Here is a 16,296-nt window from a genome sequence, read left to right on the forward strand (position 1 = left end):
CAGGTGGAAATGACGGCATGACAGGAAAAACGGGAAAAACTTGATAACAGGTATTTAGGCATTCTTCGTTTGGTGCTTGATGCAATATTGTTGCGATAATGGCGTTATGGTGTTGTATGCAATGGACTGACCGAATACGGCAAATGAAGATACTTCTTGTTGCAGCTGCTGTGATGATAGCAGTTGCCAGTCTGCTTGTTTCACATTTTCTTATTAGGGATTTAGCTTCAGAGGAGCGTCATCGCATGGAGGTTTGGGCCGAGGCCATGCGTTCATTGAATATGGCTGATGAGAATACCGACCTGAATCTGGTACTGAAAGTGATCAATGAGAATAATACTATTCCTGTCATAGTGCTGGACTCCAAAGGGGAGGCCCAGACCTTCAGAAACGTTGTGGGACTGGAAGGAGTAGATGATTTGGATAGTCTGAAGAAGGCTTCGAAATTGGGGAGAGAATGGTTGGAGGCCGGGAATAATATCAAGATAGAACTTGGTGGAAAAGTTGGCGAAACATCTAATGCTGTCGGGCATGACTATATACAAGTGTGTTACGACGAGTCCCTGATGCTCAAGCGATTGGCTGTGTACCCCATAGTGCAGTTGGGAGTCGTCATGGTATTTGTCGTCGTTGCCATTTTTGCCCTCTTGACCTCCAAGCGGGCAGAGCAGAATAAAATCTGGGTGGGACTTTCAAAGGAGACAGCCCACCAGCTCGGAACTCCCATATCAAGTCTCATGGCATGGATGGAGATTCTAAAGGAGAGCTATCCGGAGGATGCTCTGATTCCGGAGATGGATAAAGATGTGAAGCGATTACAGCTGATTGCCGACCGTTTTTCAAAGATAGGGTCGCTTCCTGAGCCTGTTCCGGCGAGCTTGCATAATGTGCTTGACCATGTGATGGATTATATGGTTCGGCGTACGTCCAATAAGGTGAAGATCGTTAAAATAATGCCCAAGGACAACATTATCATCAAACTCAATGCTTCTCTGTTTGAATGGGTAATTGAAAATCTGGCCAAGAATGCCATTGATGCTATGGGGGGAGTTCCCGGTACAGTGACGTTGCGGGTGGAAGATGCCGGAGAGAAGGCAGTCATAGAAGTTTCGGACACGGGAAGAGGCATCCGGAGGAAGGATGTGGGTAATGTTTTCCGTCCCGGTTTTACAACCAAAGAACGGGGATGGGGACTTGGATTGAGCTTGGCCAAGCGTATCGTAGAAGAATACCACCACGGCAAAATATGGGTTAAAAGTTCGGAACTTGGCAAAGGAACCACTTTTCGGATTGAACTTCCTAAAGGAGAGTAAGTGCTTTTCCATCCTGTTCGGACGGTTTTGAACCTGTGCGATGATAGCTGTCCAATGGGAAACTTCGTGACACCGTATGTAGTACTAAGGTATGGAAAGATGTGGAAAATTGGGAAGCATCTAAATATTTTTACTCGTAGTGTAGCATAAATCAAAAAATATTCGTAACTTTGCAGCCCGTAAATGTGTAGTATAAAGTCTTTTAAGATAGATTTGAAAGCTTTGAAAGAAGGTGAAAACACCTTTGAGTATCAGCTTGCCGATGAATATTTTAAGGCTATTGAAGCCCCTGAGATTCAGCGGGGAAATTTGTCGTGCCACGTATCTGTACGCCGTTCGGAAGATTTCTTTGAGCTGAATTTCCATACAAAGGGTTTTGTACACATCCCATGTGATGTCTGTTTGGACGACATGGAACAGGCGATAGAGACGGATAACCGTCTTATAGCTAAGTTTGGAGAAAACTACTCGGAAGAAGATGAGCTCGTGACGGTGGCTGAGGACGAAGGAATACTCGATATCGCATGGTTCATCTATGAATTTATAGTACTCAACATTCCCATCAGGCATGTGCATGCACCTGGAAAATGTAACTCTGCCATGATTGACGTGCTGAACCACTTTTCGCCTTTGGGTGAAGAGCCGTCTGCCGCCCGAAGCGGTGAGGATAATGATGAGCAGACTATGGATCCACGCTGGGCGGCACTTTCCAATTTGAAAATTGAAGATTAAAAAAATAAAAATTAAAGATTTACAATTATGGCACATCCTAAAAGAAGACAGTCCAAGACCCGTACACTCAAGAGAAGAACTCATGATAAGGCAGTAGTCCCGACATTGGCCACATGCCCTAACTGCGGTGCCTATTATGTGTATCACACAGTTTGCCCCACTTGCGGCTACTATAGAGGCAAGGTCGCTATTGTTAAGGAAACTGCTGAATAATGGGCAAAATCAACGCAATAATCACGGGTATTGGCGGATACGTGCCTGACTATATCCTCAACAACGAGGAACTGTCGCGCATGGTGGATACCAATGACGAGTGGATTATGGCGCGTGTGGGTATCAAGGAACGGCGTATTCTCACCGAAGAAGGTCTCGGCACGAGTTACATGGCCCGTAAGGCAGCCAAGCAACTCATCCAGAAGACAGGCGTTGACCCTGACACGATAGATGCACTCATCGTGACCACCACCACTCCTGATTATAAGTTTCCTTCCACGGCTTCCATCGTGATTGGGAAGTTGGGGCTGAAAAATGCCTTTGCTTTCGATTTCGAGGCTGCTTGCTGTGGTTTCCTCTATTCGCTTGATGTTGCCGCATCCATGATACAGAGTGGTCGCTACAAGCGGATTGTTGTGATAGGTGCCGACAAGATGTCGTCGCTGGTTGACTATACCGATCGTGCCACTTGTGTATTGTTTGGTGATGGAGCCGCAGCCGTACTCTTAGAGGCTACGGAAGAGGAGAACATCGGATATCAGAATTCTTTTCTCCGTACCGATGGTATCGGGCTTCCGTTCTTACACATGAAAGCAGGTGGCTCTGTTTGTCCGACTTCTCAGTTTACGGTAGACCATCGTCTTCATTACCTCTACCAAGAGGGACGGACGGTGTTCCGCTATGCTGTGACGGACATGAGCAACGACGTGATGAAAGTCATGGAGGCCAACAACCTGACGGCAGACGATGTGAAATGGGTTGTGCCGCATGAGGCCAATCTTCGTATTATCGAGGCCGTGACTAAGCGTGCAGGTTTGCCCATGGACAAGGTGGCTGTCAACATCGACCATTACGGCAACACCAGTGCCGCCACGATTCCGTTGGCCCTTTGGGACTATGAAAGCCAGTTGAACAAAGGTGACAATATCATCTTTACGGCTTTCGGAGCCGGTTTTGTGCATGGAGCTTCCTTCTACAAGTGGGCTTACGACGGTGCAAAGGCTGTGACAAAGAAATAAACGCATTAAACAGAACTACAGATAACGCATCCTTTCTTGCTAAATCGGGAAGGATGCGTTTTTCGGTTGTGGGTATTGTTTGGAAAAGACAGGTAAATCCCAATAAGAATAGAGGACGAACGAATAAAGGAAAATATGCATAAGGCAGGATTTGTGAATATCGTCGGCAATCCGAATGTGGGTAAGTCGACATTGATGAACCAACTCGTTGGCGAGCGGATATCGATCGCTACATTCAAGGCACAGACCACGCGGCATCGCATTATGGGAATCGTGAACACTGAAGACACACAGATAGTGTTCTCGGATACGCCCGGTGTGTTGAAACCCAATTACAAAATGCAGGAGATGATGCTTGCTTTCTCCGAAAGTGCTTTGGCCGATGCCGATGTGTTGCTTTATGTGACTGATGTGGTAGAGAATCCCGAAAAGAATGTGGATTTTCTTGATAAGGTGAAGAAAATGTCCATTCCGGTGCTGCTGCTTATCAATAAGATTGACGAGAGCGACCAGAAAAAGCTGGGCGATCTGGTGGAGAAATGGCACTCGTTGTTGCCCAATGCGGAGATTCTGCCCATTTCGGCCAAGAATAAGTTTGGCGTGGATATGCTCATGCGCCGTATTAAGGAGCTGTTGCCCGAGTCACCTGCCTATTTCGACAAAGACCAGCTGACGGACAAACCGGCTAAATTCTTCGTTTCAGAGATAGTCCGAGAGAAGATTCTGCTCTATTACGACAAGGAGATTCCCTACTCGGTTGAAGTGAGTGTGGAGCGTTTCAAGGAAGACGAGCATAAGATACATATCAATGTGGTGATCTATGTGGAACGTGACTCCCAAAAAGGTATCATCATCGGGCATCAGGGTGTGGCCCTCAAGAAAGTGAGCAGTGAAGCACGTAAGGCACTGGAAAAGTTTTTCGACAAGAAGATTTTCCTTGAAACTTTCGTGAAGGTGGATAAGGACTGGCGCAGTTCGCAAAAGGAATTGAAGCATTTCGGGTATAATCCGGAGTGAGAAAGTAAAAGTCTCACCACAAAAAGAAATATAATTTTGGCCCTGAATGTATGGAGGGTATTACTCTCGCTGCTTAAGCGAGGGCCGAAGAATGTATAACTTCAGAAATTAAAACAACAAAAAATGGCAAGTTTAGTAGCTATTGTTGGCCGCCCCAATGTGGGTAAGTCAACACTTTTCAATCGATTGACCCAAAGTCGCCGGGCCATTGTCAGCGACACAGCCGGTACGACTCGCGACCGCCAGTATGGCAAGTGCCAATGGAACGGACGTGAATTTTCGGTTGTCGATACCGGCGGTTGGGTGGTCAAGTCAGACGATATTTTCGAAGATGCCATCCGACGGCAGGTGCTTGTGGCCACAGAGGAGGCCGACCTTGTGCTGTTTTTGGTAGATGTCAGTACCGGTGTGACCGACTGGGATGAAGACGTGGCGATGATTCTGCGTCGCACGAAGCTGCCCGTCATCCTCGTGGCCAACAAGGTGGATAATAGTTCCGAATATTACGAGGCAGCCGAATTTTACAAACTGGGACTTGGCGATCCTCATTGCATCAGCGCCGCCACAGGCGGTGGTACGGGTGACTTGCTCGACCTGATACTTGAGAAGATGCAGCCTAAGGAAGAGGAGGAACTCGAAGACGATATTCCCCGCTTTGCCGTGGTTGGGCGTCCTAATGTGGGAAAGTCGAGTATCATCAACGCCTTTATCGGAGAAGACCGCAATATTGTGACCGAAATAGCCGGTACCACGCGCGACAGCATCTACACCCGTTACGACAAGTTCGGCTTCGACTTCTATCTTGTCGATACTGCCGGCATACGGCGCAAGAACAAGGTGAGTGAGGATTTGGAGTTCTACAGCGTGATGCGTTCCATCCGGGCCATCGAAAATTCGGATGTTTGTATCCTCATGATTGATGCCACGAGGGGCATTGAGACTCAGGATATGAATATCTTCCAGTTGATACAGAAGAACAACAAGTCGCTTGTTGTTGTTGTCAACAAGTGGGATCTGGTGGAAGACAAGACCCAGAAGGTTATCGACACCTTCGAGAATGCCATCCGTGCGCGCATGGCTCCATTTGTGGATTTCCCCATCATCTTTTCGTCGGCTGTCACCAAGCAGCGCATTTTCAAGGTACTTGAAACAGCCAAGCAAGTGTATCTCAACCGTAAGATCCGTGTGGGTACATCGAAACTCAACGAAGTGATGTTGCCCATCATCGAGGCCTATCCACCGCAGAGCATCAAGGGTAAATATATCAAAATCAAGTATTGCACGCAGTTGCCCAACACGCAGATTCCCTCTTTTGTGTTCTATGCCAATCTGCCGCAGTATGTGAAAGAGAACTATCGGCGCTTTCTCGAAAACAAGATTCGCGAAAACTGGTCGATGCATGGTTGCCCCATCAATGTGTTCGTGCGGCAGAAATAGCTCTCGCGGCATCATATTGCGTCCCATCAATGCACATCCGCCCGTCATGGGTAGATGTGCATTTCGCTTTTCTGTGGCCAGTTTGTTGCGAGATTCAGGAAAAAAAAGTATATTTGCCGTGTTTCGGGTGATTTGCTTCCAGCTTTTATGCCTGTCGGTGTGAGATGAAGGGAGGCCCCCACTCATTTGTGATGACAAAACCAATAAACAACATGTCCCTATGGCTTGTAGACAAGAATTTGTAGATTTTGTGGCAGAACAGGCTTCTGCAGCGGGAGAAATCTTCTGCCGGAAGATGTTCGGTGGCTACGGAATGTATTGTAACTCCGTTTTCGTGGGAGTGATTTGTGATGACAAACTCTTTCTGAAAGTGACGGAGGAGGCTGCACCCTTGCTGAAAGAGAAGCTTCTGGAACCGCCCTACGATGGTGCCAAGCCCTGTTTCTATATTCCCGATCTTGACGACCGCGACTATGTCTCTGCTTTAGTTGCCGCCACTTTTAGAGCATTGGAAAAGGGAGGAGGCAAGAAGCGGAAAGCTAACAAAAAATGACACAACCGGCATTACTGCCGGCCAAAAGTTGCTTTTTCCGGGATAAAATCCGTATCTTTGCGACACCTTATGTAAAAAGAGAAGACGATGAGAAAACTTTTATATTTTCCGGTACTTATACTTGCCTTGGCATGCACGTCCGCTCCCGATGCCGGAGAGTTGGCCGCTGTGGCTGCCAAGGGCTGTTACGACTTGTTGATTGAAGGCAAATACGACGACTATGTGGCCGGCCGGTACACCCCCGACTCCATTCCCGACAGCTATCGTGAACAGCTCGTCACCAATGCCAAGATGTTTGCCGGCCAGCAGCAGGACGAGCATCGTGGCATCAAAGAGGTGAGAATCGTCAATGCCAAGGCCGATACGGCACGCCACACGGCCCAAGTGTTTCTGGTGTTTTCATACGGTGACAGCACGAGTGAGGAGGTCATGGTGCCTATGGTGGAGCATCGGGGAGTTTGGAAAATGAAATGACCCACTCGCTTATTCCCGTATGCTGCACGTTTCCGGAGTAGACGGGCGTATAGTGGGAAGTATTAAAAGAAATGAAAAAGCATGACATGAAAAACATGGACATCCGGTGCGTAAGATGAAAACGACCGTCCAAAATGCCAAAAACATCGGAAAAGCATTCCCAGTGTAGCCCTTTGATAAGGTGAAAGAGCCACACTGAAAGTTCGAAATGGCCGTAGTGAGAAACTGAAAGAGGCCCTTTTAGCTCCTCGAATGGCTGTTGCGAGATATTGGAAAACCCGGAAACAAAAAAAGAGAAGCACCTGCGTACTTCTCTTGCTTATGCAAAGATAACCCTAAAAAAGCCCGAATGCAAATGCGTAGCGAATTTGTTTGACATCGTATCGGAGGGATATATGGTGTCAGCTTCAGCGGTCAGGCCGAATCACCTATCCACAGCTATGTCGCCGCTTTTCTTTCCTTCCTATGGTCAGCCTTCTTTTTTCTCTTCTTCCATCTCCACTTCTTTCACTTTTCTGAACAGGTCGCTGGCAAACACCAGGTCGTTGAGCTTCTCATTGGTGGAGTTCATCACATCGTCTTTCGTACCCTGCCACTCTTTCCGTCCTTTATAGATGAAGCAGATGTTCTCCCCGATGCCCATCACCGAGTTCATGTCGTGGGTGTTGATGATGGTCGTCATGCCAAACTCTTTGGTGATGCCCGATAGCAGATCGTCAATCACGAGCGAAGTCTTCGGGTCGAGTCCGGAGTTGGGCTCGTCGCAAAAGAGATACTTGGGATTCATCACGATGGCCCGTGCTATGGCCACACGTTTCTGCATACCACCCGATATTTCGCCCGGAAACTTCTGCTGTGCGTCAATGAGGTTCACCCGGTCAAGGCATTCCTGCGCCCGCTTTGTGCGTTCGCGCAGATTCATCGTGGAGAACATATCGAGCGGGAACATCACGTTTTCGAGTACAGTCTGCGAGTCGAATAGGGCTGCATTCTGAAAAATCATACCCATTTCGCGTCGCATTCTGACTTTCTCTTTCTTGCTCATCTGCACGAAGTTACGCCCATCATAGAGCACTTCGCCCTCTGTGGGGTCGAGCAGGCCCACAAGATTCTTCATCAGCACGGTTTTTCCCGAACCGCTCTGGCCGATAATCAGATTGGTCTTGCCGGTTTCAAACTTGACATTGATGTCGTTCAACACCGTTTTGTCACCAAAGGATTTTGTAAGATGTTTTACTTCGATCATATTTCTCGGGGAGTTAAAGGGAGTTAAGGAGTTAAAGGGAGTTAAGACAACAGTCTTGGGGTGAAAGGGGCTGCTTGTCCGTACTCCATTTTCTTTGTTTTTCGTTTATTGTGGATGTAGAGATGTTTGTATTTATATTTTTTGTTCTAAAGCCCTATTGTTGATGATGCCATTGCAATAAGCATTCAGTAATTTGCTTGCTTCTGTTATGCTGTCATATAACAGATGAAATTGATCGCGATTTATATAATTCAGGTCTCTGGATAAGATGATATAATCTCTGCATTCCTCCAAACTTCCTTGTGCAATGTTCATGAATCGCAATTTGTCTTGTCTTCCGACCTTCTTGTATCCTTCGGCTATATTAGCTTCAATGGATACAGCTGCTCTGCGAAACTGTGAAGTGAGGCCAAATCTTTCTTCATCAGGAAACAATTTGGTTATTTGATATACAAGCAAGACAAAAGCATGAGCTTTTTGCCATGCAATAATGCTTTCAAAGCAGAAAGTATAATCTTTCGAATTCATGTGCCTGCAACTATGTTAATGTGTAAAGATTCTCATGCTTAGACAGACACCCCTTTTTCATCTTCGAAGCTGATGTCTTAACTCCCTTTAACTCCTTAACTCCCTTTAACTCCCAAGACAGGGGGCCGTCAGCTCAGCACCTGCGTCAGGAACACATCTGAAAAGAGGATGAGTACGCTTGAGCACACCACGGCGTCGGTTGAAGATTCGCCCACTTCCACCGAACCGCCTTCCACGGTGTAGCCGAAATAGGACGACACTGAGGCGATGATGAAAGCAAAGAAAAGACTTTTGATGATACTCATCCACACAAACCACGCGTTGAACGAATGTTGCAGACCCAGCGTCAGGTCGTCGGGAGAGAGAATATGCCCCACGTATGCCGTGGCGTAGGCACCAATGATGCCCATAGCCGACGAGAAGATGACGAGAAACGGCATGATGGTGACCAGTCCGAGGATTTTCGGCAGAATGAGATAGCCGGCAGAATTGACACCCATGATGTCGAGTGCGTCTATCTGTTGGGTGACACGCATGGTGCCGAGTTCCGAAGCAATGTTCGAGCCCACCTTTCCTGCAAGAATCAGACACATGATGCTAGAGGAGAATTCGAGCAGCATAATCTCTCTCGTGGTGTAGCCAGACACCCACCGTGGCATCCACGGGCTCTGGATGTTCAGCTTCATTTGGATGCATATCACTGCCCCGATAAAAAACGATATCAACAACACGATGCCGATGGAGTCCACCCCCAACTGCGACATCTCCTTGACATAGCGTTTCATGAACATGCGCATGCGCTCGGGCCGGGAGAACGAACGCCCCATCAATATCAGATATTTACCAAAGGTGGTAAGCCATTTCAAAATCAGCATGTAGGTTTAATTCTGTTTTATGGTTGCAAAAGTAACCAAAATCTACTTAAAAACTGCATTTTGTGGAATAGTTTTTGATTTTATAAGGGATAATCGGTTGTTTTTTAGTAATTTTGCATCCAAATTCATCATTATGGACGAAAATAACATGAGTGTAGCACAGCCGGGCGGTGAGCGGGCCGTGCTGCGCACAGAAGGACTGGTGAAACGCTACGGGGCCCGCACGGTGGCCAACGGCGTGACCATCAATGTGAAGCAAGGAGAAATCGTGGGGCTGCTCGGCCCCAACGGAGCCGGCAAGACCACCTCGTTCTATATGACTACCGGACTGGTGGTGCCCAACGAGGGACACGTCTACATCAACGATGAAGAAATCACCGACTATCCCGTCTACAAACGTGCCCGTGCCGGCATAGGCTATCTGCCACAGGAGGCCAGCGTGTTTCGCAAAATGAGCGTGGAAGACAATATCATGTCGGTGCTTGAAATGACCGGCAGGCCGCATCGCTACCAGCTCGACAAGCTGGAGAGCCTGATCAGCGAATTCCGGCTCAACAAGGTGCGCAAGAACAAGGGCGACCAGCTCTCCGGCGGTGAGCGACGCCGCACGGAGATAGCCCGATGTCTGGCCATCGATCCCAAGTTCATCATGCTCGACGAGCCTTTTGCCGGTGTCGATCCTATCGCTGTGGAAGATATCCAGCACATCGTGTGGCGGCTGAAATACCGCAACATCGGCATCCTTATCACCGACCACAACGTGCAGGAAACCCTGTCCATCACCGATCGCGCCTACCTGCTTTTCGAAGGAAAGATACTTTTCAAAGGCATTCCTGAAGAAATTGCCGCCGATCCCACGGTGCGCAAGCACTACTTGAGTGAGAACTTCGTTTATCGCAAGTTCAAGCCCAATGAAGAAGACTTGGACTTTGTAGCCTCGTTGCGTTAAAAAAACAAATTTTTCTTTTATAGATTAGGTGTTTACACCAATAATCATTACTTTTGCACCCCTAACCGGCAAAGCTGAAAATAAAAACAATAATAAATATAACAAAAACATCAGAGATGAAAATTTCATTTGAGAATCCCGACAAGGTGAACGGTCTGATGACCATCGCCGTTGAAGAAGCTGACTACAAAGAGAATGTCGAGAAGACATTGAAGGATTATCGCAAAAAAGCCAATATGCCCGGTTTCCGTCCGGGACAGGCGCCGATGGGCCTGATCAAGCGCCAGTACGGTGCCGCTGCCCGCATGGATGAAATCAACAAACTTGTAGGCAAGGAAATCTACAAGTATGTGCAAGACAACAATATCCAGATGCTTGGCGAACCTCTGCCTTCCGAGAAGCAGGAGCCCCAGGATTTGGAGAACGGAACTGAATTCACTTTTTATTTCGACATTGCCGTGGCTCCCGAAATGAAGGTGTCACTCACCGGCCGCGACAAGGTGGACTACTATAACATCATCGTGGACGACAAGCTCGTCGACCAACAGGTGGATATGTTCGCCTCCCGTGCCGGCAGCTACGAGAAGGCAAGAACCTATAAGGACAACGACATGTTGAAAGGCGACTTGCGCGAACTTGACGAGGCCGGCAATACCAAGGAGGGCGGTATCACCGTTGAGGCAGCCGTGCTCATGCCGACCTACATCAAGGTGGACGACCAGAAGAAACTCTTCGACGGAGCCAAGCTCGGCGACATCATCACCTTCAATCCCCGCAAGGCCTATCCCGACAACGATACTGAGGTATCTTCCTTGTTGAAAATAGAGCGTGATACGGTGAAGGACATGACTTCCGACTTCAGCTTCCAGATTACCGAAATTCAGCGTTTCGCCAAGCATGCTGTTGATCAGGAACTTTTCGACCAGACTTTCGGCGAGGGTGTCGTGAAAGACGAGAAAGAGTTCCGTGAGAAGATAGCCGAAGGCCTGAAAAGGCAACTCGCCACCGACTCCGACTTCAAATTCATCCAAGACGTGCGCGCCCATTGCGAGAAGAAAGTGGGCGAACTCACCTATCCCGATGCCCTGCTGAAGCGCATCATGCTCAGTAACAACAAGGACAAAGGCGAGGACTATGTGGAGAAAAACTATGCACAAAGCATCAAGGAACTCACTTGGCACCTCATCAAGGAGCAGCTTGTGAAGGCCCAAAACATCAAGATAGAGGATGCCGACGTGAAGGAGGCTGCCAAGGAAGCCGCCCGTGCACAGTTTGCCCAGTATGGCATGAACAATGTTCCTGAAGATTATATCGAGAATTATGCCAATGAGGTGTTGAAGAAAGGCGACAGTAACGATGCTCTCGTAGACCGGGCTATCGACCGCAAACTCACGGCTGTGTTGAAGACCGTCGTGAAGCTCAACGAGAAAGAGGTGTCACTCGAAGACTTCAACAAGCTGATGAGCGAATAAGCTTTTTTAAGAAAAAAACTTCTTGATATAAGGAGGTTGTCGACTTTTTTTCTTATCTTTGTTCCACAAACAAGAAAAAAGAGGGCCGACAACCTCTCTTTTCGTCTTAATAATTTTAAGGTTATTAGAAAATATGAATAGCGATTTTAGAAAATATGCCACTCGCCACTTGGGCATGAGTGGAATGATGATCGACGATGTTGTGAAGGCGCAGGCGCGCTATCTTAATCCGTATATTCTTGAAGAGCGTCAGCTGAACGTCACCCAGATGGATGTGTTCTCCCGTCTGATGATGGACCGCATCATTTTCTTGGGTACGGAGATTGACGACTATACGGCCAACACTTTGCAGGCCCAGCTTCTCTACTTGGATTCCACTGACCCGGGTAAGGACATTTCCATCTATCTCAACAGTCCCGGTGGCAGCGTGACCGCCGGCTTGGGCATCTACGACACCATGCAGTTTGTGTCCAGTGATGTGGCCACTATCTGCACGGGTATGGCTGCATCTATGGCTGCCGTGCTGCTCGTAGCCGGTAAAGAAGGCAAGCGGCAGGCATTGCCCCACAGCCGTGTGATGATCCATCAGCCGCTCGGCGGCGTGCAAGGACAGGCTTCCGATATCGAAATCGAGGCTAAGGAGATTCAGAAATTCAAGAAAGAACTCTATAACATCATTTCCGAGCATTCCCACACGCCGTTTGACAAGGTGTGGCAGGATAGTGACCGTAACTATTGGATGACGGCCGACGAAGCTAAAGAATATGGGATGATCGACATGGTGCTTAAAAACAAGGCGTAAGGAAAGGGATTGATGACAAAGAAGATTTGTAGCTTCTGTGGAAGAAGTGAAAAAGATGTGAAGCTGCTGATATCCGGATTGAGCGGTTATATCTGCGACAACTGCGTGCAGCAGGCTTACGAGATATTGACCACCTCGGGTGTGCTTGGAGAAACAGGGCAGGCGGGGGAAGAGCAAGAGCAGTTTGATTTGAAAAAACTGCCGAAGCCCCGCGAAATTAAGCAATATCTTGATGAATACATCATCGGACAAGACGATGCCAAGCGCCATTTGGCCGTGGCTGTCTACAACCATTACAAGCGACTTCAGCAACCGGCGAGTGACGAAGGTGTGGAGATAGAGAAAAGCAATATCATTATGGTGGGGAGCACCGGTACGGGCAAGACCCTGCTGGCCCGCACCATTGCCAAATTGCTCAAAGTGCCTTTCACCATTGTCGACGCCACGGTGTTTACCGAGGCCGGCTATGTGGGAGAAGATGTGGAGAGTATCCTTAGCCGCTTGCTCCAAGTGGCCGACTACAATGTGGAGGCAGCTCAGCGCGGCATCGTCTTCATTGACGAAATCGACAAGATAGCCCGCAAGAGCGATAATCCCAGCATCACGCGCGACGTGAGCGGTGAAGGGGTGCAGCAGGCCATGCTCAAGTTGCTGGAAGGGACGATGGTCAATGTGCCGCCCAAGGGAGGACGCAAGCATCCCGACCAAGATTATATTCATGTGGACACGCGGAATATCCTCTTTATCTGCGGCGGGGCTTTCGACGGCATTGAGCGCAAGATTGCGCAGCGTCTGAACACCCACGTGGTGGGGTATAATTCTGTTCAGCATGTGCGCAAGATAGACAAGGAGGACATCATGCAGTACATCCAGCCACAAGACTTGAAGTCGTTCGGACTTATTCCCGAACTGGTGGGCCGCCTGCCGGTGCTCACCTATCTCAATCCGTTGGGCAGGGAGGCGTTGCGCCGTATTCTCACCGAACCTAAAAACTCGATAATCCGGCAATATATCAAGTTGTTTGAGATGGATGGGGTGACGCTGACTTTTGCCGAGGGTGCACTCGACTACATTGTAGACAAGGCTGTGGAGTATAAACTCGGTGCACGCGGACTGCGTTCCATCGTGGAGACGGTCGTGATGGACGCCATGTTTGACATACCGTCGAAACGTATCAAGAAATTTGAAATCACCGCAGACTATGCAAAGGAGCAACTCGAAAAAGCTCATCTGAACAATCTGCTGACAGCTTAATCATATCCCTTGTCCGGGCCTTTTGGGGCTCCGGGCAGGGCTTACCTGAAAACAACATAAATGGGAGCAGTGGCCTGTAGACTGCTTGTTATATGGCGAAAGAAGTTAATCTTACACAACAACTGAAACACTATTTCGGCTTTGATGCTTTCAAAGGCGATCAGGAAGCTATTATCCGCAATCTGCTCAAGGGAAATGATACGTTTGTGCTGATGCCCACCGGCGGGGGAAAGAGCCTGTGCTACCAGCTACCTTCACTCATCATGGACGGCATAGCCATTGTTGTGTCGCCGCTGATAGCGTTGATGAAAAATCAGGTGGATGTCATCAACGGCATGAGCGAAGAGGAAGGCGTAGCCCATTATCTGAACTCCTCGCTCAACAAAGCCGAGATAGAGCGTGTCAAGACCGATGTGCTCAGTGGTCGCACCAAACTGCTCTATGTGGCCCCTGAGTCACTGCTCAAAGATGACGAGGCCTGCGAAGGGGGCGGGCAAGGAGCCAAAAAGGTCAAGTTTTCTTTCTTGGAAGAAGTGAAGATTTCTTTTTATGCCGTCGATGAAGCGCATTGTATTTCGGAGTGGGGACATGATTTCCGTCCGGAATACCGCAATATCCGCAAGGCTATCGACATATTAGGCCGTGCCCCCATCATTGCCCTCACGGCGACAGCCACCGACAAGGTGCGCACCGACATCAAAAAGACATTGGGCATCTCTGATGCCAAGGAATTTAAAAGTTCTTTCAATCGCAGTAACCTCTATTATGAGGTGCGTCAGAAATCGGCCGATATCGACACGCAGATTGTCAAGTTTGTCAAGCAACATGCCGGCAAGAGTGGCATCATTTACTGTCTTTCCCGAAAGAAGGTGGAAGAGTTGGCGGCTGTATTGAAAGTCAACGAGATCAAGGCGGCTCCCTATCATGCCGGTCTCGATTCGGCCACGCGTTCGCAGACACAGGATGATTTCCTTATGGAGCGCATCGACGTGATTGTGGCCACTATTGCCTTTGGCATGGGCATTGACAAGCCCGATGTGCGTTTTGTCATCCATTATGACATCCCTAAAAGTCTTGAAGGCTACTATCAGGAGACCGGGCGTGCCGGCCGGGATGGGGGAGAGGGCTATTGTCTGGTGTTCTATTCTCCTAAAGACTTGAAAAAGTTGGAGAAGTTCATGGAAGGAAAGGCCGTGGCCGAACAGGACATCGGACGTCAGCTGTTGCAAGAGACGAAAGCCTATGCCGAGTCGTCCGTGTGTCGCAGAAAGATGCTGCTGCACTATTTCGGTGAGGAATATACCAAGGACAACTGTGGCATGTGTGACAACTGTCTGCATCCCAAGACCAAATTTGAAGCCAAGGAGGCCCTACTCATAGTACTCAAGGCCGTAAAAGCCCTGAAAGAAGACTTCCGGCAAGACTATGTGGTCGATTTTGTGAAAGGGCGTGGCACTGACGATATTGTGTCGCACAAGCACGACCAACTGGAAGAGTTCGGCTCCGGCGAAGATGAAGACCCCAAAGTGTGGAACCCCGTTATCCGTCAGGCACTCATCGCAGGCTATCTCAAGAAAGACGTGGAAAATTACGGACTGCTTAAACTTACGGCTCTCGGCAAGAAATTTATCAAGAGACCGGAATCGTTTATGGTGGTCGAAGATGTTGAGTTTAATGACGACTATGATGATGAGGCCGCCGGTGGCATGGGCGGAGGTGCTGCACTCGATGAGACTCTCTTCTCGATGCTGAAGAGTTTGCGTAAGGAAATCTCACGCAAGAAAAAAGTTCCCCAGTATGTGATTTTTCAAGACTCATCGCTTGAACAGATGGCAACGGTGTATCCCGTTTCATTGCAGGAGTTGCAGCAGATACAGGGCGTGGGCAGCGGTAAGGCCAAGCGTTATGGTAAGGAATTCTGCGACTTGATCAAACGGCACTGCGAAGAGAACGACATAGAGCGTCCGGAGGAATTAAGGGTCAGAACGGTGGCCAAGAAATCCATGCTCAAAGTGTATATCATCCAGAGCATCGACCGCCAGATGGCACTCGATGACATCGCCGATGCCAAGGGGCTTGATTTTGGCGAATTGCTCGACGAGGTGGAGGCTATTGTGTATAGCGGCACCAAGCTCAACATCGACTATTTCCTCGACGAGGTGATGGATGAGGACCATGTGGACGATATTTACGACTATTTCCGGGAAAGCGAAACCGATGATCTCGAAACGGCTATGGAGGAACTGGGCGAAGACTATTCAGAAGACGAGATCAGACTGGTGCGTATCAAGTTCTTCTCTGAAATGGCCAACTGACGGACAGCCCGTGAAATACCCGTTAAATTGCTTTAATATCGGTTAGAAAAAGGCGAAAAGCAAATGCTATGTGGAAAAATAATGGTATATTTGCACG

At 48.5% G+C, this 16,296-nt stretch carries 16 protein-coding genes; 13 read left to right on the plus strand and 3 right to left on the minus strand.

Annotated features, from left to right (window positions below; genetic code table 11):
• The first annotated feature begins 116 nt into the window (after window positions 1–116).
• The 8 genes from HMPREF6485_RS05180 to HMPREF6485_RS05210 all read left to right on the plus strand — a co-directional run bounded on the left by HMPREF6485_RS05180 (window position 117) and on the right by HMPREF6485_RS05210 (window position 6,758).
• Complete coding sequence (locus tag HMPREF6485_RS05180; protein WP_004345180.1) at window positions 117–1,313, plus strand: sensor histidine kinase; 1,197 nt, start codon at window positions 117–119, stop codon at window positions 1,311–1,313.
• A gap of 183 nt (window positions 1,314–1,496) precedes the next feature.
• Window positions 1,497–2,045 carry a YceD family protein gene (locus tag HMPREF6485_RS05185; protein WP_004339968.1) on the plus strand — a complete coding sequence of 183 codons (549 nt, stop codon included), beginning with the start codon at window positions 1,497–1,499 and terminating at the stop codon, window positions 2,043–2,045.
• 27 nt (window positions 2,046–2,072) lie between these two features.
• The gene (rpmF, locus tag HMPREF6485_RS13490) at window positions 2,073–2,258 is read left to right on the plus strand and encodes a 50S ribosomal protein L32 (RefSeq protein WP_082231303.1); all 186 of its coding nucleotides are present in this window, start codon (window positions 2,073–2,075) and stop codon (window positions 2,256–2,258) included.
• Window positions 2,258–3,277 carry a beta-ketoacyl-ACP synthase III gene (locus tag HMPREF6485_RS05190; RefSeq protein WP_004339972.1) on the plus strand — a complete coding sequence of 340 codons (1,020 nt, stop codon included), beginning with the start codon at window positions 2,258–2,260 and terminating at the stop codon, window positions 3,275–3,277. The genes rpmF and HMPREF6485_RS05190 overlap by 1 nt, the downstream gene beginning before the upstream one ends.
• Before the next feature lie 135 nt (window positions 3,278–3,412).
• Window positions 3,413–4,294 carry a GTPase Era gene (gene era / locus HMPREF6485_RS05195; protein ID WP_004345181.1) on the plus strand — a complete coding sequence of 294 codons (882 nt, stop codon included), beginning with the start codon at window positions 3,413–3,415 and terminating at the stop codon, window positions 4,292–4,294.
• 123 nt (window positions 4,295–4,417) lie between these two features.
• Window positions 4,418–5,731, plus strand: a complete 1,314-nt coding sequence (der, locus tag HMPREF6485_RS05200; protein WP_004339975.1) for a ribosome biogenesis GTPase Der — start codon at window positions 4,418–4,420, stop codon at window positions 5,729–5,731.
• Window positions 5,732–5,951: 220 nt separating this feature from the next.
• Window positions 5,952–6,284, plus strand: coding sequence for a TfoX/Sxy family protein (locus HMPREF6485_RS05205; protein ID WP_004339977.1), 333 nt, complete (start codon window positions 5,952–5,954; stop codon window positions 6,282–6,284).
• An 87-nt stretch (window positions 6,285–6,371) separates the two neighbouring features.
• Window positions 6,372–6,758 carry a hypothetical protein gene (locus tag HMPREF6485_RS05210; protein WP_004345182.1) on the plus strand — a complete coding sequence of 129 codons (387 nt, stop codon included), beginning with the start codon at window positions 6,372–6,374 and terminating at the stop codon, window positions 6,756–6,758.
• 469 nt (window positions 6,759–7,227) lie between these two features.
• Here HMPREF6485_RS05210 and HMPREF6485_RS05215 read toward each other — a convergent pair whose 3' ends face one another.
• The 3 genes from HMPREF6485_RS05215 to HMPREF6485_RS05225 form a co-directional block, all read right to left on the minus strand.
• On the minus strand, window positions 7,228–8,004 hold the full coding sequence (locus tag HMPREF6485_RS05215) for an ABC transporter ATP-binding protein (protein WP_004339981.1): 777 nt from the start codon (window positions 8,002–8,004) through the stop codon (window positions 7,228–7,230).
• A 132-nt stretch (window positions 8,005–8,136) separates the two neighbouring features.
• On the minus strand, window positions 8,137–8,532 hold the full coding sequence (locus HMPREF6485_RS05220) for a four helix bundle protein (RefSeq protein ID WP_004345183.1): 396 nt from the start codon (window positions 8,530–8,532) through the stop codon (window positions 8,137–8,139).
• 128 nt (window positions 8,533–8,660) lie between these two features.
• Entirely contained in the window at window positions 8,661–9,407 is a 747-nt protein-coding gene (locus HMPREF6485_RS05225; protein ID WP_004339987.1) for an MlaE family ABC transporter permease, read from the minus strand.
• Between the two features lie 133 nt (window positions 9,408–9,540).
• On the opposite strand from HMPREF6485_RS05225, the gene lptB reads away from it, so the two are divergent.
• The 5 genes from lptB (at window position 9,541) to recQ (ending at window position 16,199) form a co-directional block, all read left to right on the plus strand.
• Entirely contained in the window at window positions 9,541–10,356 is an 816-nt protein-coding gene (gene lptB, locus HMPREF6485_RS05230) for an LPS export ABC transporter ATP-binding protein (protein ID WP_004339989.1), read from the plus strand.
• 116 nt (window positions 10,357–10,472) lie between these two features.
• Entirely contained in the window at window positions 10,473–11,828 is a 1,356-nt protein-coding gene (gene tig / locus HMPREF6485_RS05235; protein WP_004339990.1) for a trigger factor, read from the plus strand.
• A gap of 133 nt (window positions 11,829–11,961) precedes the next feature.
• Entirely contained in the window at window positions 11,962–12,630 is a 669-nt protein-coding gene (gene clpP, locus HMPREF6485_RS05240; protein ID WP_004339992.1) for an ATP-dependent Clp endopeptidase proteolytic subunit ClpP, read from the plus strand.
• Between the two features lie 12 nt (window positions 12,631–12,642).
• On the plus strand, window positions 12,643–13,884 hold the full coding sequence (gene clpX, locus HMPREF6485_RS05245) for an ATP-dependent Clp protease ATP-binding subunit ClpX (protein WP_004345186.1): 1,242 nt from the start codon (window positions 12,643–12,645) through the stop codon (window positions 13,882–13,884).
• Window positions 13,885–13,976: 92 nt separating this feature from the next.
• Complete coding sequence (gene recQ / locus HMPREF6485_RS05250; RefSeq protein ID WP_004345187.1) at window positions 13,977–16,199, plus strand: DNA helicase RecQ; 2,223 nt, start codon at window positions 13,977–13,979, stop codon at window positions 16,197–16,199.
• Window positions 16,200–16,296: the final 97 nt, after the last annotated feature.

Source organism: Segatella buccae ATCC 33574, assembly GCF_000184945.1.
Classification (GTDB): Bacteria; Bacteroidota; Bacteroidia; order Bacteroidales; family Bacteroidaceae; genus Prevotella; species Prevotella buccae.

Bases quoted from the DNA above. Each gene is read 5' to 3' on its own strand.
- HMPREF6485_RS05210 (WP_004345182.1), top strand. From the start codon at position 6,372: ATGAGAAAACTTTTATATTTTCCGGTACTTATACTTGCCTTGGCATGC.
- clpP (WP_004339992.1), top strand. From the start codon at position 11,962: ATGAATAGCGATTTTAGAAAATATGCCACTCGCCACTTGGGCATGAGT.
- tig (WP_004339990.1), top strand. From the start codon at position 10,473: ATGAAAATTTCATTTGAGAATCCCGACAAGGTGAACGGTCTGATGACC.
- recQ (WP_004345187.1), top strand. From the start codon at position 13,977: ATGGCGAAAGAAGTTAATCTTACACAACAACTGAAACACTATTTCGGC.
- HMPREF6485_RS05190 (WP_004339972.1), top strand. From the start codon at position 2,258: ATGGGCAAAATCAACGCAATAATCACGGGTATTGGCGGATACGTGCCT.
- HMPREF6485_RS05185 (WP_004339968.1), top strand. From the start codon at position 1,497: ATGTGTAGTATAAAGTCTTTTAAGATAGATTTGAAAGCTTTGAAAGAA.
- HMPREF6485_RS05225 (WP_004339987.1), bottom strand. From the start codon at position 9,407: ATGCTGATTTTGAAATGGCTTACCACCTTTGGTAAATATCTGATATTG.
- lptB (WP_004339989.1), top strand. From the start codon at position 9,541: ATGGACGAAAATAACATGAGTGTAGCACAGCCGGGCGGTGAGCGGGCC.
- HMPREF6485_RS05215 (WP_004339981.1), bottom strand. From the start codon at position 8,004: ATGATCGAAGTAAAACATCTTACAAAATCCTTTGGTGACAAAACGGTG.
- era (WP_004345181.1), top strand. From the start codon at position 3,413: ATGCATAAGGCAGGATTTGTGAATATCGTCGGCAATCCGAATGTGGGT.
- HMPREF6485_RS05220 (WP_004345183.1), bottom strand. From the start codon at position 8,532: ATGAATTCGAAAGATTATACTTTCTGCTTTGAAAGCATTATTGCATGG.
- rpmF (WP_082231303.1), top strand. From the start codon at position 2,073: ATGGCACATCCTAAAAGAAGACAGTCCAAGACCCGTACACTCAAGAGA.
- clpX (WP_004345186.1), top strand. From the start codon at position 12,643: ATGACAAAGAAGATTTGTAGCTTCTGTGGAAGAAGTGAAAAAGATGTG.
- der (WP_004339975.1), top strand. From the start codon at position 4,418: ATGGCAAGTTTAGTAGCTATTGTTGGCCGCCCCAATGTGGGTAAGTCA.
- HMPREF6485_RS05205 (WP_004339977.1), top strand. From the start codon at position 5,952: ATGGCTTGTAGACAAGAATTTGTAGATTTTGTGGCAGAACAGGCTTCT.
- HMPREF6485_RS05180 (WP_004345180.1), top strand. From the start codon at position 117: ATGCAATGGACTGACCGAATACGGCAAATGAAGATACTTCTTGTTGCA.